A 21,924-nucleotide genomic window follows, 5' to 3' on the forward strand; every position below is an offset into this window, starting at 1 on the left:
CAGGGATTCGTGTCGTACACAAATGTTGTGATCACTGAAGATCACTGTGGGAGTGAGCCTGCTCGCGATGGCCGCACCTCGGTTTCAAACCTTAAAAACAGGTTTCCATGGTCTCGATGACATTCAACTGCTCATCCACCAGACACCCCACACGCCACTTGTCGAACGTCAGGCAAGGATGCGAAGTACCGAAGGAAATGATGTCACCTACCCGCAACTCGACCCCCGGCGCCACGGTCATGAACGCATGCTGGTCCATCACGGCCGTCACCTTGCAGGCACTCACATCGTCGCCCACGGCTGGCACGACACCGGCCTTGTAACGCAGCAATGGCACCGGCAGACCGGCGTCATAGGCCACGTCGCGTTTGCCCAGGGCAATCACCGCGAACCCTGGCTCAGGCAACGATTGAACATGCGCCCAGATTTCCAGCGCCGGGCGCAATCCTTCGTGCAGGTCGCTGCGACGGTCGAGCACGCAGCACTGCGCTTCTTTGTAGATGCCATGGTCATGCGCCACGTAGCTTCCGGGGCGCAGCACGCTGAGGAAGCGCCCGCCGGCATTCTGCGCTTCGAAGGATTCGGCGATCAGGTCATACCAGGCCGAGCCTGATGCGGTAATGATCGGTTTGGCAATGGCGAAGGCGCCGCTGTTCTGCAACTGCACCGCCAGACGCACGAGTGAAGCGGCAAACTCGCGGATACCCGTCACCGCGTGATCGCCATGAATCACCCCTTCGTAACCCTCGATGCCGGTCAGCGCCAGGGACGGTTGCGCCGCGATGGCTTTGGCCAGTGCGACCACTTCCTCTTCCGTACGGCAACCGCACCGCCCGCCGACCACGCCGTACTCGATCATCACGTTCAATCGCACACCGCGCGAAGCGAAGTACGCTCCCAGGTCGGCGACGTTATCCGGGTGATCGACCATGCAATGGAACTCAAAACCCGAGTCCGCCAGCAGGTCGGCAATCAGCGCCATGTTCGGCGTTCCGACCAGTTGGTTCGCCATCAACACCCGACGCACGCCATGGGCATACGCTGCGCGGGTTTGCGTGGCGCTGGCCAGGGTGATGCCCCAGGCGCCGGCGTCCAGTTGGCGGCGAAACAGTGCCGGCGTCATGCTGGTTTTACCGTGGGGCGCGAGCTCGGCACCGCTGTCGCTTACGAAGGTCTGCATCCAGCGGATGTTGTGCTCCAGGGCTTCACGGTGCAGTACCAGGGCCGGCAGGCTGACGTCGCGTACCAGGTTGGCGCCGGTATGGGCGAAGCCCTTTTCCACGGAGGCAGTACGTTGGGCAATAGACATGGTCGAACTCCTTACTTTTCGCGGCTGCTGGCAGCCGCTGTTATTCGTTGATGCGACGGGCCAGGCTGTTGGCGCTGTCGATCAGCACCTGACGATAGTCGTTGTAATTGTTTTTGGCATCGGCTCGGGGAGCGACGATGCACAGGGTCGCGATTGCCACGCCACTGGGGTCTTTGACCGGGGCGGCGAAGCAATGGGTAAAGGTGTCGGCAACGCTGTCGAAAGAGAAGAAACCGTCGGTGTGAGCCTGACGAATTTCCTTGAGAAACTGCTCCAGTGGCAGGCGTTCGCCGTCGGGGAGGATGAAGTCGTCATGGTCGATCAGGTCGACGATTTCCTGATCGCTCAGATGCGCCAACAACAGTCGCCCTGACGCGGTCCACGGAATCGGCGCGTTCTCTCCGATATCGGAGGAAATTCGGAAATGCCGCTCACCCTCTTTCATCAAGGCAACCGTGTATTTACGCCCGTTGAGCAGGCACATCTGCGCCGTTTCATGGGTCTGGGTGACGATTTCCTGCAAGGCGTGATCAGCTTCGCGGGTCAGGTCGAAATGGCGCAGGTGCGCCTGCCCGAGGAAGTACAGCTGACGGCCCAGGTACACGTGACCGTCCTTGCCAACGAGCTCGAGGATCCGCCGTTCGAGCAAGGATGCCACCAGTTCGTAGACCGTGGATTTAGGGCTGCCGATACCACTGGCGATCTCGTTCGGACGCAGGGGTTTGCCGACTTCCTTGAGGAAATCGAGGATATCGAACGCCCGATCCAGCCCGCGAGCCCGGCGTTTGATGGTGTCTTCGGTCATGTCAGTGGTTCCCATAAAAGTGCCGGGAGTTTAACCAGAGTGTTGTGGTGACTGTCAGGCCGCCATCGCTAGCAGGCTAGCTCCCACATTTGGAATGCGTTTCCCTTTGGGAGCTAGCCTGCTAGCGATGAAGCCACCTCGGTTCAGGCCTTTTTCTTGTACGCGATGCAGTCAATCTCGACCTTGCAATCGACCATCATGTTCGCCTGCACACAGGCCCGGGCCGGGGCGTGCTCAGGTTTGAAGTACTCGGAGAAGACCTTGTTGAAACTCGTGAAATCACGCGGATCTTCCAGCCACACGCCGGCCCGCACCACGTCCTCCAGGCCATAACCGGCCTCTTCGAGAATCGCGATCAGGTTCTTCATCGTCTGGTGGGTCTGCTCGACAATGCCGCCCGTCATGATCTCGCCGTCCACCGCCGGCACTTGCCCCGAAACGTGCAGCCAGCCATCGGCTTCAACGGCGCGGGCGAAAGGGCGAGGCTGGCCGCCAGCGGCGGTGCTACCGGTGCCGTAACGAGTAATGCTCATGAGTGTTTCTCCTGATTTGAAAGTGAAGATTTTTTGGTAAAGATCAAAAACGCGTGTTCTTGAGAAATTCCGCCAGTCGCGGCGATTGCGGGCGTTCGAACAATTCCTTGGGCGGCCCCTGCTCTTCTATTCGCCCCTGATTCATGAAAACGATCTTGTCCGAGACCTCGAACGCAAAGCGCATTTCGTGGGTCACCAGCAACATTGTCATGCCTTCATCGGCCAGCCCCTTGATCACATTCAGCACCTCGCCCACCAGCTCCGGGTCGAGGGCCGAGGTGACTTCGTCGAACAGCATCAGGCTCGGGTTCATCGCAATCGCCCGGGCAATCGCCACGCGCTGCTGCTGGCCACCGGACAGTTGACCGGGAAAGTGATCGCGACGCTCCAGCAGGCCGACCCGCTCCAGCCACTTCTCCGCCAGGGCTACCGCTTCATCCTTGTGCAGCTTCTTGACCTTGAGCAAACCGAGAGTGACGTTCTGCAGCGCGGTGAGGTGCGGGAACAGGTTGAACTGCTGGAACGCCATCCCGGTCATCGCCCGATGCCGCGCAATGGTTTTTTCCGGGTGGCGCATGCGCTTGCCGTTGACCTCGTCATAACCGATGGACTCACCGTCGAGCACGATCTGCCCGCCCTGGAATTCTTCGAGCATATTCACGCAGCGCAGCAGTGTGGTCTTGCCTGAGCCACTGGAACCGATCAGCGTCACGACGTTGCCACGCTGCATGCTCAGATCGACGCCCTTGAGCACTTCGAGTTTGCCGTATTGCTTGTGCAGGCCACGAATATCCAGCAAAGGCTGGCCGTTCTGCGGGTTGGCGTTATTTGCGTTTGAGAGCTGAGTCTGAGTCATGGCAAGGCCACCCGCTTTTCAATGTGCCGGCCGAGTAACTCGATGCCGTAGTTGATGACGAAAAACAGAAATCCGGCGAACAGGTAGAACTCCAGGGTCATGAACGTGCGGGCAATGATCTGCTGCGTACTGAGCAGCAGTTCCGCCACGCCGATCACCGATAACAGGGTCGAAGCCTTGACGATTTCGGTGGACGAGTTGACCCAGGTCGGCAGGATCTGCCGCAACGCCTGGGGCAGCAGCACATAGCCGAGGGATTGGTAAAACGTCAGGCCAATGGCCTTGCTCGCTTCCATCTGCCCGCTTGGCAACGCTTGCAGCGCACCGCGCACGATCTCGGCGACATGCGAGCCACAAAACAGCGTCAGCCCCAGGGCTCCGGCCTGAAACGCACTGATTTGCCAGCCCAGCGCCGGCGCCATATAGAAGCAGGCCAGAACCAGCACAAACACCGGTGTACCGCGAATGATGTCGACGTAAAAACGGAACGGTGCACGCATCCAGAACTTGCCGTAGGTCAGCACCAACCCGGTGACGATACCGACCATCGTGCCCAACAGAATGGCCAGCGCCGAAACCTGCACACTGGTCAGAAAGCCCTGCCACAGGACTTCCCGCGCCACCCATAACTCATGCAACCAACTGGGAGATTTGTACATGGGGGCCTCCTATCGGCGAATCGCCAGACGCTGCTCGAGGTAACGCAGCATCATGGCAATGAGGTAGCAGGCCGCTACATAAAGCGCAGTGGTCACCATCCAGGTTTCAATCACCCGGTAGCTCTCGACATTGATCTTGCGCGCGTAATAGGTCAGCTCCGGCACCGCAATCGCGGCCGCCAGCGAGGTGTCCTTGAACAGCGAAATGAAGTTGTTCGACAGGGCTGGCAGCACATTGCGCAGCATCACCGGCACGGTGACGTAGGCCTTGACCTGCCACTCGCCCAAACCGATCGCCAACCCCGCTTCGCGCTGGCCCTTGGGAATGCTCAACAGTCCGCCGCGGAACACTTCGGTCAGGTACGCCCCGGCATACAACGACAGGGTGATGATGAACGACGGAATCTTGTCCAGACGAATGCCCAGGCTTGGCAACGCGAAGTAGATCAACAGAATCAACACCAGAATCGGCGTATTGCGGATCACCGTCACATACACCGATGCCATCACCCGCAGCGCTCGGTGTTTGGACAGCAAGGCAAACGCCATCATCAGGCCGATCACACAACCGATGGCGATCGACACCAGCGCCAGCTCGAGCCCCAGACCGAGCCCTGCCAGCAAGGTGTCGAAATCGCGCCACACGGCGGCAAAGTTCAACTGATAGTTCATGGTCAGAAGTACCTTGAGCGGGGCGCTGTTGGGCGCCCCACTCTCACGGGGTCATTTGAATTCGACGGGGAAACCGATGGCTGGGGTAGGCAGATCCACACCGAACCATTGTTTAAATGACGCCGCGTAAGCCGGGAACTCAACGCCGGTCATGGCCTCATGCAAGGTGGTGTTAACGAAGTTCAACCAGTCCTGATCGCCCCGCTTGACCGCACAGGCGTAGGTTTGTGGACTCCAGGCGTAGGCCGGGCTGCGGTAGCGACCCTGGTTTTGCACCATCAGATATTTGACCGACGATTGATCGGTCGCCGCCGCGTCGGCACGGCCGGAGTTCACCGCCTGGTACATCAGGTCCACGCTGTCGTACTGGTCGACCTTGGCCTTGGGCAGCGCCTGATGCACCAGCTCTTCGGCGTACACGTTCTGCAGCACCGCCACAGTCACACTGTCGCCCGCGGCGTTCAGGTCTTCGATTTCCTTGTACTTGCTGTTGGCCGGCAGCAGCAGCCCCACACCTTCGCGGTAGTACGGCAGGGTGAACGCCACCTGCTGGGCACGGCTGGCGGTGACGGTAATGAACTGGCAACTGATGTCGACCTTGTCGGTCAGCAGATTGGGAATCCGCGCATCGGACGATTGCACTACGTACTCAACCTTGCTCGGGTCGTTAAACAAACCCTTGGCGATCATGTGCCCGATGTCGATATCGAAACCCTGCAACTTGCCATCCGCTCCCTGGAAGTGCCACGGCGCATTGGTACTGCCCGTACCCATAATGAGCTTTCCGCGGGCCAGCACGCTATCGAGCTTACCGTCCGCCGCCTGGGCCACACCCACGGCAGCAGCCGAAGCTACAAACAGAAAAACACACGCTTTAAACAAGGAAGGTCGGCGATGCATGGCAAGCACTCCAGGGTATTGTTTATTCCGCTATAGCGGATAGTGGTTTGTAACAACGGAATAGACAGCAGAAAGTGTGCCACAGGTTGTGACGGGAAAGTTGAGGAGATTGGAAAGTGTTTTGAATCAAGCAGATGAGGATGGTGGGCTGAACAAGCGTTACCAAAGGAGCGGAGGCTGCGCGCTACCGTGGGCTACAGCAATCGGGTAAATGCGCCACAGTTGCAGATGTATGGCACAAAATGGCGCGCGAAAAGCTTCATTGTGCGGCGTTCGACATGACCTCTCCGGGCGAAGGCTCTCATGAAACGCATTGGATGGGAGCGCGACAATGCTTGCAAGGCGCTATCGGCAAGCATTCACACCCGCCGATTGGTAATGCAGGGAGCCAGCATTTTAAGGTGCGTGCTCACTGCGCATCCACAGACTGGGTTGCTCGTTTGATCGGCACGTTTTTCGAGTTTGTTCAAACACGCGCCGTGCAGCATGCGCCTTACTGCTTGCAACGATCATGCATAGAAAACCCCAGAAACCAAAGACCAGAAAAACTCCGGATACCGCTCGTTGTTCGAAAATGATATTCCTGACATAACGCCCATCTGCCTCGCTGGCGAATACTCCGCAAACCAGTTGTTTGATTTTATCGTCTGGCTGAACGGTAGGCCTGATGCAGTTTTCTGGCTTTAACACCCAATCGCTCGACAGAAAGGATTCGGCCGAGTCTTCTCGAACCATAAAAGTAACGTTGCTCTTTTTCATGGTCAAAACTGCGTAATCAGGGATCATGGGGATTGTGCACAGAAACATGAAGAGCATTGTCAGGACCACGCCGATGGCATGACGACCTTTCCAAAGATTCAAATCAGGATTGCGCATGACTAGAAGATTTGCATCAAAGTATTTTCTCCCTCGGATCAATTGAGCAATGTTGATTTCATCTCGCTTGATCCGCTCAAGCAGCTCCAGCATTTGTTGATAGTTATCAAGTCGTATGCCTGTTTTGAATCGGAAACTTTCAAGGTCCCTGACGGCTGACCATTGCTGATTGAGAAATTCACTGGAGAAATCCTTACTACCGCCTATCAATCGCCAAATGCGTTCAATCAGGAAAAAGCCGGAAGCCGCTCTTACATATCCATACCAGGTAAGCAGCAATACCAAAAAAAGGGGAATGAAATACTTCAAAGCCTCAAGAATCGCTGTCAATTGAGGAATAACAGGTTCTACATTACTCACAGCCATCATATTTCCCTATAAAGACAATCCTGATTTACGACTTATTTACGATACAGCTAGCGAGCGCCGGCATTCCTGTAAACATCTGCGCGCTCCCTCTTGCCCACCGCGATTACGGTCACGACCAACACCTCATCAAATACGCGATAGACCATTCGATACCCTGCACTTCGCAGTTTGATTTTGTAAGCATTCCTAAGCCCGTGCAGCCGGTCTGCAGGAACGTGCGGGTTTACGAGGCGTTCCAGAAGCTTCTTTTTAAATTGGTCTCTCAGGTTTGCACCGAGTTTCTTCCATTCCCTCAATGCTTTTTCAGAGAACTCCAACTCATAGGTCATCAATCGAAACCTTTATGGTCGGGTCGTTTTCACGCTCCTTGCAAAGAGCGATTAACTCCAGATCCTCGAGGCGAGACATCAAGGCCTCATACTCTTTAGCTGGGACACAGTAAAAAGCTGGCTCGTTACGGTTGAGGATTGCAACAGATTGACCACCGCCGGCGGCGACCGTGCCCATCGGGTTTTTTTTCAGTTCTGAAATACTCGCTACAACCTGCGAAAGCACAAAATGTGGCATGAAGGTGTTCCTTACAGTGCTTTTGGAAGTGCTAAAAATAGCACTCCCACGCGCATCTGACCTTATTGCTTTTGACATGGAGTCGTGACCAAGAATGGATGGAGTGCAAAAGGTAGCAGCTCACACGCTTCTCAATTTCCGTGTTTGCTATCGTCCAAGTCCTCCAATTGGGTGAGCTCCGCCTCGATTCCTGTAGGAAAAATGCATCAGGCCTTCTTCGCGAGTAGGCGCGTCCCCACAATGGATTGCGCTCTCCTGCTCGCGAAGGCTTAATCGGATGCGACCCAAAATCACTCGGCTGCACGAACCAGCAATACCCGCGTCACCCGGCGTTCCTCAACCGCCACCACCGTCATCCGCCAGCCTTGCCACTCGTGGCTGTCCCCGATCATCGGCAGGCGGTCGAGCACGCTCACCACCAAACCGGCCAGGGTTTGATAATCCTCGGTCGGTTCCGCGGCGAAACCGGTCCGTTGCCGTACGCGCATCAGGTTCAGCGCGCCGCTGACCATGAACCCGCCCTGCTCCTCAACCACATCCGGGCCTTCGATTTCGCTGGCATCGGGCAACTCGCCGGCAATCGATTCAAGAATGTCGGTCATGGTCAGCACACCCACGAAGTCACCGAATTCATTGACCACAAACGCGATGTGCGTCGAGGCTTTGCGCATCTGCTCCAGGGCATTGAGGATCGAATAACTTTCCAGCAAGTTGATGGCCTTGCGCGCCAGGTGCTCAAGGTCGGGCTCGTTGCCTGCCAGATATTCCTTCAACAGTTCCTTCTTGTGCACGAAGCCCAACGGCTCATCGACCGCACCATCTCGGATCAGCGGCAAACGCGAGTAGGACGAATGCATCAGGCGCGTGCGAATCGCGCTGGCATCGTCGGACAAGTCGATGTGATCAACGTCGGCGCGCACGGTCATCAGGCTGCGAATCGGGCGTTCGGCCAGCTGCAGTACGCCACTGATCATTACCCTCTCACGTCGGTCGAACAGCACTCCACTCGGCGCCTCGCCGTTGTCCAGGAGGTCGGCAATCTCGTCGTCGACCTCCTCAGCCGCCAGCCTGCGGCCACCGAGCAAACGCATCACCGCATGCGCCGTACGTTCGCGCATTGGACGCACGCCCTGCATCGAGCGTTTGCGACGCGCCCGGGCGATCTGGTTGAACACCTCGATCAGGATCGAGAAACCGATTGCCGCATACAAGTAGCCCTTGGGAATGTGGAAACCCAGGCCTTCAGCGGTCAGCGCGAAGCCGATCATCATCAAGAAGCCCAGGCACAGCATGATCACTGTCGGGTGCGCGTTGACGAAACGGGTCAGCGGTTTGCTGGCGACAATCATCAGGCCGATAGAAATGATCACGGCGATCATCATCACTGCCAGCTCATCGACCATGCCCACAGCGGTAATCACCGCGTCCAGGGAAAACACCGCATCGAGCACCACAATCTGCGCAACAATCGGCCAGAACAGCGCATAAGCCGCATTGGTGGAGCGCTCGCCGACATGGCCTTCGAGTCGCTCGTGCAATTCCATGGTGGCCTTGAACAGCAGGAACACACCACCGAACAGCATGATCAGGTCACGTCCGGAGAAGCTCTTATCGAACACTTCGAACAGCGGCTGGGTCAGGGTGACCAGCCAGGAAATACTCGCCAGCAGGCCCAGGCGCATCAACAACGCCAGCGACAAGCCAATGAGACGTGCTCGATCCCGCTGCTCCGGTGGCAGTTTGTCCGCCAGAATGGCGATAAACACCAGGTTATCGATGCCGAGCACCAGCTCCAGCACGATCAACGTCAACAAGCCCAGCCACGCGGTAGGGTCAGCAATCCATTCCATAAAAACGTCTCGATCTCTTCAGTGAATTCAGAATGCCGGACACGGCAAGGCGCGGCGCAGGGGCCGTGGAGCGACAATGTCAAAGGAGTTCTGGAGTCGGAAGACGGGATGTTTCGCGTGCATCAGGACCGCGCGGTTGCGCGTAGGGAAAGGGTAACTGGGAGGCTCCGAAACGGTGTTCATGCAAATCCTGAAAGGAAAAAGGTCTTGAAGCGTACAGGCGAAAGTCTCTTTTCCTACAGCCGAAAATCATTACAAAATCTGTAGAACCCGAGGATCTTTGTTGTTTGGACGGCCGCTTTCGCGAGCAAGCCCGCGCCCACATTGGATTTGTGGTGTTCACAGTTCCCCTGTAGGAGTGAGCCTGCTCGCGAAGCTTTTAGCGTTGTTTAACCAACTCGATATACCTGACGACCGCCGCCGACTTCTCGAACCGCCGATACACCAATGACAACCACGAACTCGCCTCACAGCCCTTGATCGACCGATATACCACACCCGGCAACCCGACATGCCCAACCACCGACTCCGGCACCACCGCTACGCCCTGCCCCAGGGACACCAGCGCCAGCACTGCCACCAATCCGCCCGGTTGTGCCCCCAACCTGGGCGCAAACCCGCCAGCGGCCGCGACTTGCAAGGTGCCGCTGATCTGTTCCGGAAGAATGAACGTCTCGCCCTGCAGGTGTTCCGGGCCGATCTCCGTCAGTCGCGATAGCCATGATTCGCTCGGCAGTGCCAATACGAAACCCTCAGCGTCGAGGCGGATCGCTTCCAGGCCTTCAGGCAGCGTCATGGGTGAACGCACGTAACCGATATCGAATCGACCCTCGTCCACCATCGCCGGCAATGACGCCATCGGGTATTCGCGCACGTTCACGCTGACGTCCGGGCATGCACGGCTGAAGGCCTGCACTTGTTTCTGCAGCAGGCCCGAGTACACCGCCGAAGCCACGTAGGCGAGTTCGATATGACCAATTTCCCCACGCCCCGCGCGCTGGGCATTTTGCTGGGCGTATTCGAATTGCCGCACCGTCGCCTCGGCTTCGATCACCAGAGCCGCGCCGGCCTCGGTCAGGCTGATTTCACGGGTTTGCCGCACGAACAGGCGCGTACCCAGTTCGTTCTCCATGTCCTGGATCTGTCGCGTCAGGGTCGGCGGCGCGATACCCAGTTGCTCGGCGGCGCGGGTGAAATTGCCTTGCCGGGCAACGGCCAGAAAATAGCGGAAATGCCGTATGTCCATGCGTGCATTAGCTCAAAGGTAATGAAGTTCAGGATCTTGGCTAACAAAGTCCCTGGTGGGTCACGATAAGCTCATCGGGCAATCACAGTAAAGAGCCCGAATCATGAACGTTAAACCTCTTGATACCACCGCGACCAGCGACCTTGCCCAAAAGGCAATCCTGTCATGAGCCGCGTCAGTCCGCGCCTGACGTTATTGACAGCCTCAGGCGTCTGTTCACTGATTGTCCTCGACACCAACATTGTCGCCGTGACGTTGCCCACCATCGCCAGGGACCTGGGCGCGAATTTCGCGGACATCGAATGGGTGGTCAGCGCCTACATGCTGGCCTTTGCCGCGCTGTTATTGCCGGCGGGCAGTATTGCCGACCGCTTCGGGCGACAGAAAACCCTGCTCTGGGGCCTGAGCATATTCATCCTGGCGTCGATCGGCTGCGGGGCGGCGCCGAACGCGTTGTTCCTGGACATTGCACGGGCTATAAAAGGTGTCGGCGCGGCGCTGCTGTTGACCTCGGCGCTGGCCTCCATCGGCCACGCTTTTCACGATGAAGTGGAGCGGGCCAAGGCGTGGGCATTCTGGGGTGCGTGCATGGGCGTGGCGATGACGGCCGCCCCCACCCTGGGTGGTGTGATCACCGAATCCATCGGCTGGCGCTGGATTTTCTACCTGAACCTGCCCGTGGGTTTGTTGCTGATGGTGATGGTCTGGCGTGCGATTCCCGAGTCCCGCGACACCCAGTCGGCGCGCCTCGATCCCTGGGGCAGCCTGGCGTTCAGTGCCAGTCTGGCGTGCCTGATCTGGGGCCTGATCGAGGCCAACCGGATCGGCTGGAGCAACCCGCTGACCTACGCAAGACTCGTCGGGGGCGCGCTGCTGCTGGGCGCGTTCATCGTGATCGAACGGATGCAGCAACGCCCCATGGTCGACCTGCAACTGTTCAGGCATCCGCGCTTCATCGGCGCGTTGCTGGGCATGTTCGCCTATGCCGGATGTGCCCAGGTGATGATGACGCTGTTGCCGTTCTACCTGCAAAACGGCCTCGGCTTTTCCGCGATTGCCTCGGGGCTGGGGATGTTGCCGTTTGCCGTGACCATGCTGATCTGCCCGAAGATCGGCGCCCGACTGGCGACACGTTTTGCGCCGGCAACCTTGATGGCGACAGGACTGGCACTGGTCGGCAGCGGCAACCTGCTCAGTGCCTGGGCCGTCTCCAGCGGGGGCTACCTGCCCTTTGCCCTGGCAATCGCCGTGACGGGGGCCGGCGCGGGTTTGCTCAATGGCGACACGCAGAAAAACATCATGGCCTGCGTGCCTCGGGAACGCACCGGCATGGCGTCGGGCATGAGCACCACCATGCGCTTTAGCGCCATCGTGCTGGCCATCGGTGTGTATGGCGCTTTGCTGTCGAGCCATACCGAAGCCTTGCTGCGCGGCCAACTGTCGACACAGGGTGGGCAATGGCTCGATCAGGCGCAGGGCATTGCGTCTCGCGTGGTGGCCGGTGACATGACGGCGGCCATGAGCTTGTTGCCTGATGTTGCCCGCGCGGCAGTCGAGCCTATAGCGCGGCAGGCGTTCGTCGGTGGCTTCAGTTTGTTGCTGCTGGTCGCCGGTTTGCTGGCACTGCTGGGAGCCCTGGTGGTGGGCACATTGATGCGCAACCCAATCCCGGTCCCGACTCGCGTGTCCATGAGCCTGGAATAAACAAGTGAGTCATGGCCTGCGTTGAGTTGTCCTCTTTAAACCCTGAAGATAACTCATCGATCACTGGAGCCCTTCCCATGGCGAAAATCACCATTGCCCAGCAACTGGCTACCACCCTTGAACAGGCCGGCGTCAAACGCATCTGGGGCCTGACGGGCGACAGCCTCAACGGCCTGACCGACGCCCTGCGCACCATGGACAGCATTGAATGGATGCACGTGCGCCACGAGGAGGTCGCCGCGTTTGCCGCTGGCGCCGAAGCGGCGGTCACCGGGGAACTGGCGGTGTGCGCGGGCAGTTGCGGACCGGGCAATTTGCATTTGATCAACGGGCTGTTCGATTGCCACAAGAACCATGTGCCGGTGCTGGCAATTGCCGCGCAGATTCCGTCTTCGGAAGTCGGCCTGAATTACTTTCAGGAAACCCACCCCCAGGAACTGTTCAAGGAATGCAGCCATTTCGTCGAACTGGTGAGCAGCCCGGCCCAGATGCCGCATGTGCTGCACCGGGCCATGCGCAGCGCCCTTCTCAATCGTGGTGTGGCGGTGGTGGTCATTCCCGGCGACGTCGCCCTGCAGGTAGTCGAAGACAACCTGAAGCCCTGGCCGGCCCTCGCAAAACCGCGCACCTTGCCAGCGCCTCACGACCTCGATCGACTGGTCGAATTGTTGAGCCAGAGCAAAGCCGTGACGCTGATGTGCGGCGCCGGTTGCGCCGGTGCTCATGATCAAGTGGTGGCATTGGCCGACGCCCTCGGCGCGCCGGTGGTGCACGCGTTGCGCGGCAAAGAGCATGTCGAGTGGGACAACCCGTTCGATGTCGGCATGACCGGTTTGATCGGCTTCAGCTCCGGTTATCACGCGATGCTCAACTGCGACACGCTGGTGATGCTCGGTACCGACTTTCCCTATCGCCAGTTTTACCCGACCGACGCCACCATCATTCAGATCGACCATGACCCGCAAGCCCTCGGGCGCCGCACCACGCTGGATCTCGGAATCGCCGCAGACGTCGGCGAAACCCTGGCGGCGCTGCTTCCGCGTCTGCCGTATCGTGCGGACCGGAGCTTTCTGGAATCCTCGCTCAAGCATTACGAAAAGGCGCGCAAAGGCCTTGATGACCTGGCGCAACCTTCAGCACCAGGCCGGCCGATTCATCCGCAATACCTCACACGCCTGCTCAGCGAACTGGCCGATGACGACGCGATCTTTACGGCCGACGTCGGCACCCCGACGGTGTGGGCCGCCCGTTATCTGAAAATGAATGGCAAGCGACGCCTGCTCGGTTCGTTCAATCACGGATCGATGGCCAACGCCATGCCTCAAGCCATCGGCGCGCAGGCAGCGTTCCCTGATCGCCAGGTGATTTCCCTGTCCGGCGACGGTGGTTTCAGCATGTTGATGGGGGATTTCATTTCCCTGGCGCAGTTGAAGTTACCGGTAAAAATCATCGTCTACGACAACGCGTCACTGGGCTTCGTCGCCATGGAAATGAAGTCCAGCGGGCTATTGGATACCGGCACTGATCTGCACAATCCGGACTTTGCGGCGATGGCCAATGCGATGGGCATTCTGGGGATTCGTGTCGAGGAGTCAGAGGATCTGGAACAGGCGTTACGCCGGGCGTTGGCGCATGACGGGCCGGTACTGGTAGATGTGGTGACCGCCACACAGGAATTGGCGATGCCGCCCACCATCAAGCTGGAACAGGCCAAGGGGTTCAGTTTGTACATGCTCAAAGCGGTGATGAGCGGGCGTGGGGATGAGGTGATCGAGTTGGCGCGGACCAACCTGTTTCGCTGAACCGATCCTCGCCATGTCGCGGGCAAGGTTTGTTCGTACATCGATCCTTTGAAAATACACATCCTGTAGGAGCTGCCGAAGGCTGCGATCTTTTGATCCTCGCTGCCGTCACGGATCAAAAGATCGCAGCCTTCGGCAGCTCCTACGATAGATCACTCGCGAAAAAAAGAGCTAACTCAACGCGGAATCAGTTCATCGATGTGCCGGTATTGCGCTTTAAGCTCCGCCGCCAGCAACTTCGCCCGACCCAACCGAATCGGCCCTCGCTCGATATCGATCAGCACCCCCGGGCATGCCAGCGTCGGCAACATCGACCACGCCTTCAAGCGTCCATCGGTCAGCAGCAATACCCGTTGCTGCTCAGCCGGAAAACGTTTTTGCCGAGCGACCAGCCAACGCCCCGCTTCACCCAGTGCCGCCAGCAATGGCGTCCCTCCCCCGGCACCTAACCCATCCAGCCAGGTACGCAGACCGCTCGACGCTTTCAACCCTTGCACCTGCCAATTCGGCACCGCACCACTGGCCGTCAGCAAAGCCAATCGCGCACGCTGGCGATAGGCGTCATCAAACAGCTGGGCCAGCAGACCTTTGGCATCGCTCAAGGCCTGATGGCGACGCGTCGAAGCCGAGGCATCGACGATCACCAGCCACAGCTCATGGGGCGACCGGGTGCGCAGGTGGAACAGGACGTCCTCACGTTGACGCGGACGGCCATTGAGTAACGTGCCGGGCCAATTGATCGAGCCACTTCGCGCCGCGTGACGTTTGCCCTGCTTGCCGTTATCGAGCCGTCCGGCACGGGGTCTGGCATTCGCCCCCACGTCCGATCGAGGGCGAATGCCTAAGGCTTTTTTGGCCAGCTCGGCACTTCACGTCGGGCGCCGATCGGCAGCGCCTGAGCAGGCATTTCACCCCATTGACCCTGGCCTTCGCTCGGCTGCGTGTTCTCGCCGGAGGGTGGCTGGCTGTGTTGCGGGGCCGGTGGGGTGTGCTCACGACGGCGATGGCGCAAGGCGAATTCGGCGACGGCGTCGATATCCTCCTCGGCGATGGCCTTCGCTCCGCGCCAGGCTGCATGGGCACGAGCAGCACGCAACCAGACCAGGTCCGCGCGCAGGCCATCGACGCCGGCAGCGAAGCAGCGCTCGGTAATCTGTGCCAGCGCCTGATCGTCGAGTGGAATACCTGCCAACGCGCTGCGCGCCCGCTCGCACTGTTCGCGCAGGGACTGCTGCTGGCTCTCCCATTGCGCGCAGAAGTGTTGTGGGTCGCTATCAAAATCGAGGCGCCGGCGGATGATCTGCCCGCGCTCGGCCGGCACCGTGTGGCCACTGAGGGCGACGTTCAGGCCGAATCGGTCAAGCAGTTGCGGGCGCAACTCACCCTCTTCCGGGTTCATGGTGCCGATCAGTACGAACTTCGCCGAATGCCTATGGGAAATGCCGTCGCGCTCGATCACATTGGTGCCGCTGGCAGCGACGTCGAGCAGCAGGTCGACGAGGTGATCGGGCAACAAATTGACCTCATCGACGTAGAGCACCCCGCCGTCGGCCTTGGCTAATACACCGGGGGAAAACTGCGCGCGACCTTCGCTCAGGGCTGCATCGAGGTCGAGGGTGCCGACCAGACGTTCTTCAGTCGCTCCGAGGGGCAAGGTGACGAATTGACCGCTGGCCAGCAAGTCCGCCAGGCCACGGGCCAGGGTCGATTTGGCCATGCCCCGAGGGCCTTCGATAAGCACGCCGCCGATTTTCGGGTCAATGGCAGTGAGGCAGAGCGCGAGTTTGAGATCGTCAGCGCCGACCACGGCGGAGAGCGGGAAATGGGGGGTGTCGGTCATTAGCAAATCTCGGTCATGGTCGGTGATTCATCCAAAATTCTCATAAGCACCTCGATCCCTGTGGGAGCCAGCCTGCTGGCGATGGGGCTGCCAAATTCGGCATCATCACAAACTGACACACCGCTTCGCGAGCAGGCTCACTCCCACAGAAAAAGCGGTCAGCTTTCTTCTTCTATATCCAGCAACAAACTTTCCAGCGCTTCCCGGTACTCCCCCGGTTCCTTCCACATCCCCCGCTGCTGCGCCTCCAGCATCCGCTCGGTCATATCGCGTAGCGCATGAGGATTATGCTCACGAACAAAATCCCGGGTGCTCGGGTCGAGCAGATAGGCGTCGGCCAGCAACGCATACTGATGGTCATCGATCAGCTGCGTGGTGGCGTCGAAGGCGAACAGGTTGTCCACCGTCGCAGCCAGTTCAAACGCACCTTTGTAGCCGTGGCGCTTCACGCCGTCGATCCACTTCGGATTGGCCGCCCGCGAGCGAATCACCCGGTTCAGTTCTTCCTTGAGCGTACGAATCTTCGGCAAGTCTGGCTGGCTGTGATCGCCGTGGTAACTGGCGGCCGCTTCACCGCTGAGGCTCTCGACGGCCGCCAGCATGCCGCCCTGAAATTGGTAATAGTCGTTGGAATCGAGCAGGTCATGCTCGCGGTTGTCCTGGTTCTGCAGCACTGCCTGCACCTGGCTCAAGCGCTGGGCGAATTGGTCTCGGGCGACAGTGCCCTCGTCGGAGCCACCGTAAGCGTAGCCACCCCAATTCAGATAAACCTCGGCCAGGTCCTCGCGGCTTTGCCACAAGCGACCGTCGATGGCGCCCTGCACGCCAGCGCCATAAGCGCCTGGCTTGGCACCAAAGATGCGCCAGCCGGCCTGACGTCGAGCCGCGTCTTCGTCCAGGCCCGATTGCAGCAACGCTGTGTGCTCGGCGCGTACCTTGGCCGCCAGCGGATTAAGGTCGTCCGGTTCGTCCAGCGCGGCCACCGCTTGCACGGCGGCGTCGAACAGGCGAATCAGGTTGGCGAAGGCGTCGCGGAAGAAGCCCGAGACCCGTAAGGTCACGTCCACTCGCGGACGGTCCAGCAGACTGAGCGGGAGAATCTCGAAGTCGTCGACCCGCTGACTGCCCGTGGCCCACACGGGCCGTACACCCATCAATGCCATGGCCTGGGCGATGTCATCGCCGCCGGTACGCATGGTCGCGGTGCCCCAGACCGACAGGCCAAGCTGACGCAAATGGTCGCCGTGGTCTTGCAGGTGGCGCTCGAGAATCAGGTTCGCCGACTGGAAACCAATCCGCCACGCGGTAGTGGTCGGCAGGTTGCGCACATCCACCGAATAGAAATTGCGCCCAGTTGGCAGCACGTCCAGACGACCTCGACTCGGCGCGCCACTAGGGCCTGCCGGGACGAAGCGGCCGCTCAAGGCGTCGAGCAAACCGCGCATTTCTGCCGGACCGCAGGCATCCAGACGGGGGGCGACCACTTCGCGCAGAGTGTCGAGGATTGCGTTTACTTCAGCCCAACCGGGAGCCTGTGGGAACGCGCTTTTGTGGCGAGGGGATTCATCCCCGTTGGACTGCGCAGCAGTCCCATTTTCTGGGGCCGCTTCGCGACCCAACGGGGATGAATCCCCTCGCCACAGAAGCTCGCTCCCGCAGGATTCAGCGTCGACTTCGGTATTCAGAGTCTGCGAGATCAGCTCTGCGGCAAACAGTTCCAGGCGTTCTCGAGTATCCCCCGCCGTGCGCCAGACTTCCTCACTAAGGGCTTGCAGCTCAGGCGGACGCGGCCCGATCCACGGCTCGGCGAGCTCACAATCCAATGGATCGAAACCCAAGCCAAACGCCTTGGCCAGCGCCCGCAGCAGACTCGATTGCGCACCTCGTCCATCGCCACGGGGTATGCGCAGCAATGCAAGCAAGGTGTCGATGCGCAACCGCCCGGTCGGCGACTCGCCAAAAATGTGCAGGCCATCGCGTATCTGCGATTCCTTCAAGTCGCACAAGTACGTGTCCAGCCGCGGCAACCAGATCGCCGCATCGGCCTCGCTGTTGAGCTTTTCGTCCAGTTGCAGCTCGCGGTCGATGTGGGTATCGCGCACCAGTTGCAGGATGTCGCGCTGCAACTCCCGGGCCCGACGTGGGTCCAGCAGTTGCGCTTCGTAATATTCGTCGGCGAGCAATTCGAGGTTGCGCAGCGGCCCATAGGTTTCGGCGCGGGTCAGCGGCGGCATCAAATGATCGATGATCACCGCTTGAGTGCGCCGCTTGGCCTGAGCGCCCTCGCCCGGGTCGTTGACTATGAACGGATAAATGTTCGGCAGCGGACCGAGCAGCGCGTCCGGCCAGCAATTTTCCGACAGTCCGACACCCTTGCCCGGCAGCCATTCGAGATTGCCATGCTTGCCGACGTGAATCACCCCATGGGCGCCATAGGTGTTGCGCAACCAGAAATAGAACGCCAGGTAACCGTGCGGCGGCACCAGGTCGGGGTCGTGATAGACCGCGCTCGGATCAACCTGATAGCCACGCGCCGGTTGAATACCGACAAAAGTCAGGCCGAAACGCAGGCCGGCGATCATCATTCGGCCGCTGCGGAACATCGGGTCGTTTTGCGGCGGCCCCCAACGTTCAAGGACAGCTTCTCGGTTGGCGTCGGGCAATGCGTTGAACATCAGCCAATAATCATCCAGCCCCAGGCTTTGCTGGCACGGACGCTGGTCGATCGTGTCGAGGTCGTTGCTGACGCCGCCAAGCAGTTGCTGGATCAGCGCAGTGCCGCTGTCCGGCAGTTCGGCGGGCAACGGATAACCTTCCGTATGCAACGCACGGAGGATATTCAGTGCAGCGGCCGGCGTATCAAGACCGACGCCGTTGCCGATGCGTCCATCCCGGGTCGGGTAGTTGGCCAGAATCAGCGCGATGCGTTTTTCGCCGTTCGGCACCCGCGCCAGCTCGATCCAGCGCCGCGCCAGTTCGGCGACGAAATCCATGCGTTCGGGTTGCGCCCGGTAACACACCACGTCCGATTGACTGCGTTCGCTGCGCCACGCCAGGTCCTTGAAGCTGATCGGCCGGCTGATGATTCGCCCGTCGAGTTCGGGCAGCGCAATGTGCATCGCCAGATCCCTAGGGCCGAGGCCCTGTTCACTGGCGCGCCAACCCGGCTCATTGTCCTGGGCACAAATCGCCTGGATGACCGGGATATTGCGGCGAAACGGTCGCAAATGCGGTGCTTCAGGGCTGGACTGGGCGAAACCGGTGGTGTTGAGAATCACCCCGGCGTCGACTTCATCCAGCCAATCCTCGACCGCCGTCAGGCAACCGGGTTCTTTCAAACTGGCCAGCGCAATCGGCAACGGGTTCAATCCCGCTGCCTGCAAGCGCTGGCAGAACACATCGATAAACGCGGTGTTCGCTGCCTGTAAATGCGAGCGGTAAAACAACACGGCGGCGACCGGCTGATCGGCACACCAATCGGCTTGCCAGTCCTTCAGATCAGCGGGGCTTTTATGGGGATGGTAGATGGCCGTGCGCGGCAGGGTTTGCGGCTCGGACCAGGCGTAATCGCGGCCCAGCCAGCGATTGGCCAGGCAGCGGAAAAAGTCCAGCGCATTGCCCAGGCCACCCTGACGCAAAAACTGCCAGAGCCGGTCACGGTCGTCGGCAGCTACCGTGCTCAGGTCGCTGAGCTCCGGGTCGGGGCGGTCATCGCCGGGCACCAGGATCAGGTGCACCCCTTGCTCGGACAACTGCACAAGTCGCTCGACGCCATAACGCCAGTAGCCGATGCCGCCGTGCAGCGAGATCAGGATCACCTTGGCGTGGCGCAGCACCTCGTCGACATACAGGTCGACCGAAGCGTGATTCTGCACCTGCATCGGGTTGGCCAGGCGTACGCTCGGGTAATCGTCGGGCAGCTGCTGCGCCGCTTCGGCGAGCAACGCCAGGCTGGAGTCACCGCTGCACAGGATCACCAACTCGGCGGGGGTTTGTCCAAGGTCGGCAATGTTGTCATCCGAGACGAAACCGCCGGGCTGAGTCCTGAGCAGATGCATGGGTTAAACGCTGAGCGCAGCGCGCAATTGCGCTTCAAGTTCGGCAGCGTCCAACGCCTGGCCGATCAACACCAGACGCGTGGTGCGTGCTTCTTCAGCGCCCCACTGACGGTCGAAGTGCTTGTCGAAACGCGTGCCCACGCCCTGAATCAGCAGGCGCATCGGCTTGTTCGGAATCGCCGCGAAACCTTTGACTCGCAGGATGCCGTGCTTGACCACCAGTTGGGTCAACGCATCCATCAGCAGGCTTTCGTCGGCTTGCGGCAATTCGATGGAAATGGAGTCGAATGCATCGTGATCGTGGTCGTCTTCACCTTCGTGGTGGTGATCGTGGTGGCTGTGGCGGCTGTCGATGTGTTCTTCGGAACCGGCACCGAGGCCGATCAGCACGTCCAGGGGCACGCGGCCGCTGCTGGCTTCGATGACCTTGACCGCGGGCGGCAGTTCTTCGGCAACTTCGAGGCGCACACGGGCCAGGTCTTCAGGGCTGATCAGGTCAGCCTTGTTGAGGATCACCAGGTCGGCGCTGGCCAGTTGGTCGGCGAACAGTTCGTGCAGCGGCGACTCGTGATCCAGGTTCGGGTCGAGTTTGTGCTGGGCGTCGACCTGATCCGGGAAAGCAGCAAAGGTGCCAGCCGCCACGGCCGGGCTGTCGACCACGGTGATCACCGCGTCAACGGTGCAGGCACTGCGGATTTCCGGCCACTGGAAGGCTTGCACCAGTGGTTTTGGCAAGGCGAGGCCGGAGGTTTCGATAAGGATGTGGTCGAGGTCGCCACGACGGGCAACGAGTTCGCGCATCACCGGGAAAAATTCTTCCTGGACGGTGCAGCACAGGCAACCGTTGGCCAGCTCATAGACGCGGCCGTTGGCTTCTTCTTCGGTGCAGCCGATGGCGCACTGCTTGAGGATTTCACCGTCGATGCCCAGCTCGCCAAACTCGTTGACGATGACGGCGATGCGCCGGCCCTGAGCGTTGTCGAGCATGTGCCGCAGCAAGGTGGTCTTGCCCGAGCCGAGGAAGCCGGTAACGATGGTGACGGGGAGTTTGGCCAGTGTTTTCATCGGATGCCCTTTGGCAAGGTGGCGGGCATGCGGGACGACAATCGCTGCGACAGGTGCGCGCGCGGAAGAGTTCGCCACCGGATCACCCCGCCCGGTTGTAGTGAGAATCTGTTTCGAGGCAGGTCTCCTGGCTGACGGCGTGCCGGGCAGTTTCGCCTGGCATTCGCTGCGCCTTCCCGCGAACCCGTTGGACAGGGTTTGCAGTGGCGTGGCAGCGAACATCACCGTTCACAGTTGCGGGGGCAGCCGCGGCTTGAACCGCGTTCCCTTCTTAGCTTCGGCAAATACCGAAGAACCTCGAATGCGCAAGGCTACGCATGGTCTTGGGGCGGGTCAATCGTTGAGCTTCACGCGCTCCCCTGTAGGAGCTGCCGAAGGCTGCGATCTTTTGACTTTGCTTTAAAAACAAAATCAAAAGATCGCAGCCTTCGGCAGCTCCTACATAGAGCCCATTAGTCTTCGCCCCTAACGAGAACCCTTGCCAATTGACGCCAAACCCCGCCCATGCTCTCCTACACGCCTTGTTACGGGTGCCCTTCACAGGGTGAAACGGGAAACCGGTGAATCATGTGCTTTACTCAAGGCCATGTCAGTCCGGTGCTGCCCCCGCAACGGTAAGCGATTGAAGAATCAAATCCACTGTGCCAGCAGTTCGGCATGGGAAGGTGATTCTTGCAGGTTGAGGCCAAACCCCAGCCCCTCGTGAGCCCGGAGACCGGCCCGCAACACACAGTGATTTTTCACCTTCACTGAATAACAAACCCGCGGTGGGCGGGCGCTGTTGCATCTCTGCGTGCCCGATTCGCAGGGATC

Annotated in this window: 18 protein-coding genes and 2 riboswitches; of the genes, 2 read left to right on the plus strand and 16 right to left on the minus strand. The window is 59.8% G+C overall.

Annotation, left to right across the window (positions count from 1 at the left end; translation table 11 throughout):
* Nucleotides 1-91 precede the first annotated feature (91 nt).
* From ACA063_RS16035 to ACA063_RS16090, 12 genes are all read right to left on the minus strand, one after another.
* Nucleotides 92-1,309 (minus strand): amino acid deaminase, encoded by a 1,218-nt coding sequence (locus ACA063_RS16035; protein WP_497662426.1) that lies wholly within the window; start codon nucleotides 1,307-1,309, stop codon nucleotides 92-94.
* Between the two features lie 40 nt (nucleotides 1,310-1,349).
* Nucleotides 1,350-2,114: an IclR family transcriptional regulator gene (locus ACA063_RS16040; RefSeq protein WP_497662427.1), complete on the minus strand. Its 765-nt coding sequence runs from the start codon at nucleotides 2,112-2,114 to the stop codon at nucleotides 1,350-1,352.
* Nucleotides 2,115-2,257: 143 nt separating this feature from the next.
* On the minus strand, nucleotides 2,258-2,647 hold the full coding sequence (locus ACA063_RS16045; protein WP_497662428.1) for a RidA family protein: 390 nt from the start codon (nucleotides 2,645-2,647) through the stop codon (nucleotides 2,258-2,260).
* 43 nt (nucleotides 2,648-2,690) lie between these two features.
* Nucleotides 2,691-3,503, minus strand: a complete 813-nt coding sequence (locus ACA063_RS16050; protein ID WP_497662429.1) for an amino acid ABC transporter ATP-binding protein — start codon at nucleotides 3,501-3,503, stop codon at nucleotides 2,691-2,693.
* Nucleotides 3,500-4,162 carry an amino acid ABC transporter permease gene (locus ACA063_RS16055; RefSeq protein WP_497662430.1) on the minus strand — a complete coding sequence of 221 codons (663 nt, stop codon included), beginning with the start codon at nucleotides 4,160-4,162 and terminating at the stop codon, nucleotides 3,500-3,502. Before ACA063_RS16055 ends, ACA063_RS16050 begins: the two co-directional genes overlap by 4 nt.
* A 9-nt stretch (nucleotides 4,163-4,171) precedes the next feature.
* Nucleotides 4,172-4,834: an amino acid ABC transporter permease gene (locus tag ACA063_RS16060; RefSeq protein WP_497662431.1), complete on the minus strand. Its 663-nt coding sequence runs from the start codon at nucleotides 4,832-4,834 to the stop codon at nucleotides 4,172-4,174.
* 51 nt (nucleotides 4,835-4,885) lie between these two features.
* Entirely contained in the window at nucleotides 4,886-5,734 is an 849-nt protein-coding gene (locus ACA063_RS16065) for a transporter substrate-binding protein (protein ID WP_497662432.1), read from the minus strand.
* A gap of 396 nt (nucleotides 5,735-6,130) precedes the next feature.
* Nucleotides 6,131-6,976, minus strand: a complete 846-nt coding sequence (locus ACA063_RS16070; protein ID WP_497662433.1) for a DUF6216 family protein — start codon at nucleotides 6,974-6,976, stop codon at nucleotides 6,131-6,133.
* A 50-nt stretch (nucleotides 6,977-7,026) separates the two neighbouring features.
* The gene (locus ACA063_RS16075; RefSeq protein ID WP_497662434.1) at nucleotides 7,027-7,308 is read right to left on the minus strand and encodes a type II toxin-antitoxin system RelE family toxin; all 282 of its coding nucleotides are present in this window, start codon (nucleotides 7,306-7,308) and stop codon (nucleotides 7,027-7,029) included.
* Nucleotides 7,298-7,546: a type II toxin-antitoxin system Phd/YefM family antitoxin gene (locus ACA063_RS16080; RefSeq protein WP_497662435.1), complete on the minus strand. Its 249-nt coding sequence runs from the start codon at nucleotides 7,544-7,546 to the stop codon at nucleotides 7,298-7,300. Before ACA063_RS16080 ends, ACA063_RS16075 begins: the two co-directional genes overlap by 11 nt.
* Before the next feature lie 290 nt (nucleotides 7,547-7,836).
* On the minus strand, nucleotides 7,837-9,396 hold the full coding sequence (locus tag ACA063_RS16085) for a TerC family protein (protein WP_497662436.1): 1,560 nt from the start codon (nucleotides 9,394-9,396) through the stop codon (nucleotides 7,837-7,839).
* A 379-nt stretch (nucleotides 9,397-9,775) separates the two neighbouring features.
* Nucleotides 9,776-10,642: a LysR family transcriptional regulator gene (locus ACA063_RS16090; protein WP_497662437.1), complete on the minus strand. Its 867-nt coding sequence runs from the start codon at nucleotides 10,640-10,642 to the stop codon at nucleotides 9,776-9,778.
* 165 nt (nucleotides 10,643-10,807) lie between these two features.
* On the opposite strand from ACA063_RS16090, the gene ACA063_RS16095 reads away from it, so the two are divergent.
* Nucleotides 10,808-12,346, plus strand: a complete 1,539-nt coding sequence (locus ACA063_RS16095; protein WP_497662438.1) for an MFS transporter — start codon at nucleotides 10,808-10,810, stop codon at nucleotides 12,344-12,346.
* Nucleotides 12,347-12,423: 77 nt separating this feature from the next.
* Complete coding sequence (poxB, locus tag ACA063_RS16100; RefSeq protein WP_497662439.1) at nucleotides 12,424-14,148, plus strand: ubiquinone-dependent pyruvate dehydrogenase; 1,725 nt, start codon at nucleotides 12,424-12,426, stop codon at nucleotides 14,146-14,148.
* 176 nt (nucleotides 14,149-14,324) lie between these two features.
* Here the strand turns inward: poxB and ACA063_RS16105 are convergent, their stop codons facing one another.
* From ACA063_RS16105 to cobW, 4 genes are all read right to left on the minus strand, one after another.
* Nucleotides 14,325-14,969 carry a vWA domain-containing protein gene (locus tag ACA063_RS16105; protein ID WP_497662440.1) on the minus strand — a complete coding sequence of 215 codons (645 nt, stop codon included), beginning with the start codon at nucleotides 14,967-14,969 and terminating at the stop codon, nucleotides 14,325-14,327.
* Nucleotides 14,970-14,989: 20 nt separating this feature from the next.
* Nucleotides 14,990-15,988, minus strand: a complete 999-nt coding sequence (locus tag ACA063_RS16110) for a magnesium chelatase ATPase subunit I (protein ID WP_497662441.1) — start codon at nucleotides 15,986-15,988, stop codon at nucleotides 14,990-14,992.
* A gap of 158 nt (nucleotides 15,989-16,146) precedes the next feature.
* Complete coding sequence (gene cobN / locus ACA063_RS16115; RefSeq protein WP_497662442.1) at nucleotides 16,147-20,046, minus strand: cobaltochelatase subunit CobN; 3,900 nt, start codon at nucleotides 20,044-20,046, stop codon at nucleotides 16,147-16,149.
* Between the two features lie 3 nt (nucleotides 20,047-20,049).
* On the minus strand, nucleotides 20,050-21,111 hold the full coding sequence (gene cobW / locus ACA063_RS16120; protein WP_497662443.1) for a cobalamin biosynthesis protein CobW: 1,062 nt from the start codon (nucleotides 21,109-21,111) through the stop codon (nucleotides 20,050-20,052).
* A 100-nt stretch (nucleotides 21,112-21,211) separates the two neighbouring features.
* A riboswitch (cobalamin riboswitch) is annotated at nucleotides 21,212-21,426 on the minus strand.
* Nucleotides 21,427-21,622: 196 nt separating this feature from the next.
* Nucleotides 21,623-21,849: riboswitch (cobalamin riboswitch) on the plus strand.
* Nucleotides 21,850-21,924: the final 75 nt, after the last annotated feature.

It is taken from the genome of Pseudomonas sp. LBUM1643, from assembly GCF_059716215.1.

What these genes read in the sequence shown, in the direction of transcription:
- cobN (WP_497662442.1), bottom strand. Translation starts at nt 20,046, where the DNA reads ATGCATCTGCTCAGGACTCAGCCCGGCGGTTTCGTCTCGGATGACAAC.
- ACA063_RS16080 (WP_497662435.1), bottom strand. Translation starts at nt 7,546, where the DNA reads ATGCCACATTTTGTGCTTTCGCAGGTTGTAGCGAGTATTTCAGAACTG.
- poxB (WP_497662439.1), top strand. Translation starts at nt 12,424, where the DNA reads ATGGCGAAAATCACCATTGCCCAGCAACTGGCTACCACCCTTGAACAG.
- cobW (WP_497662443.1), bottom strand. Translation starts at nt 21,111, where the DNA reads ATGAAAACACTGGCCAAACTCCCCGTCACCATCGTTACCGGCTTCCTC.
- ACA063_RS16090 (WP_497662437.1), bottom strand. Translation starts at nt 10,642, where the DNA reads ATGGACATACGGCATTTCCGCTATTTTCTGGCCGTTGCCCGGCAAGGC.
- ACA063_RS16065 (WP_497662432.1), bottom strand. Translation starts at nt 5,734, where the DNA reads ATGCATCGCCGACCTTCCTTGTTTAAAGCGTGTGTTTTTCTGTTTGTA.
- ACA063_RS16050 (WP_497662429.1), bottom strand. Translation starts at nt 3,503, where the DNA reads ATGACTCAGACTCAGCTCTCAAACGCAAATAACGCCAACCCGCAGAAC.
- ACA063_RS16095 (WP_497662438.1), top strand. Translation starts at nt 10,808, where the DNA reads ATGAGCCGCGTCAGTCCGCGCCTGACGTTATTGACAGCCTCAGGCGTC.
- ACA063_RS16045 (WP_497662428.1), bottom strand. Translation starts at nt 2,647, where the DNA reads ATGAGCATTACTCGTTACGGCACCGGTAGCACCGCCGCTGGCGGCCAG.
- ACA063_RS16070 (WP_497662433.1), bottom strand. Translation starts at nt 6,976, where the DNA reads ATGGCTGTGAGTAATGTAGAACCTGTTATTCCTCAATTGACAGCGATT.
- ACA063_RS16075 (WP_497662434.1), bottom strand. Translation starts at nt 7,308, where the DNA reads ATGACCTATGAGTTGGAGTTCTCTGAAAAAGCATTGAGGGAATGGAAG.
- ACA063_RS16060 (WP_497662431.1), bottom strand. Translation starts at nt 4,834, where the DNA reads ATGAACTATCAGTTGAACTTTGCCGCCGTGTGGCGCGATTTCGACACC.
- ACA063_RS16035 (WP_497662426.1), bottom strand. Translation starts at nt 1,309, where the DNA reads ATGTCTATTGCCCAACGTACTGCCTCCGTGGAAAAGGGCTTCGCCCAT.
- ACA063_RS16040 (WP_497662427.1), bottom strand. Translation starts at nt 2,114, where the DNA reads ATGACCGAAGACACCATCAAACGCCGGGCTCGCGGGCTGGATCGGGCG.
- ACA063_RS16085 (WP_497662436.1), bottom strand. Translation starts at nt 9,396, where the DNA reads ATGGAATGGATTGCTGACCCTACCGCGTGGCTGGGCTTGTTGACGTTG.
- ACA063_RS16110 (WP_497662441.1), bottom strand. Translation starts at nt 15,988, where the DNA reads ATGACCGACACCCCCCATTTCCCGCTCTCCGCCGTGGTCGGCGCTGAC.
- ACA063_RS16055 (WP_497662430.1), bottom strand. Translation starts at nt 4,162, where the DNA reads ATGTACAAATCTCCCAGTTGGTTGCATGAGTTATGGGTGGCGCGGGAA.